Genomic DNA, 377 nt, shown 5'->3' on the forward strand with positions numbered 1-377 from the left:
CGAGGACTGGGACTGGAGCTGGTTGAGCTGGAGCTCCAGGCGCTTGCGCGAGGTCGCCACGTCGGCGACGCCCCGGCGCACCTTCTGGAGCAGCTCCAGCTGCTTCTGATACGAGTAATCGAGGGTTTCGCGCGGGTCCTCGGCCCGGTCAAGGGCCTTGTTCGCCTTCGCGCGGAAGATCATCCCCATACGCTTCATGACACCGCTCATGGGCTTCGCGCGCCCCCTTCTGACGGACTCCAGCTCCAGCGACTACAACAGAACCCACAGTACGGGGCCTGCATCCATTACCGCACTGTTCGGGGACTGATGCGCTCATCCCCAAGGACGACTGCGTAGGCCCCCGCTCCGGCCCAGGGAGTAGGCGCCACCCGTAG

The 377-nt window shown here is 65.5% G+C and carries 1 pseudogene; it reads right to left on the reverse strand.

The annotated features are described in order from the left end of the window. Nucleotides 1–198: pseudogene (locus tag AB0C16_RS40920) on the reverse strand (PspA/IM30 family protein); the annotation flags it as partial. Between the last annotated feature and the right edge of the window lie 179 nt (nt 199–377).

It is taken from the genome of Nonomuraea sp. NPDC048916 (genome assembly GCF_040649575.1).
In the GTDB taxonomy this organism is placed as follows: domain Bacteria; phylum Actinomycetota; class Actinomycetes; order Streptosporangiales; family Streptosporangiaceae; genus Nonomuraea.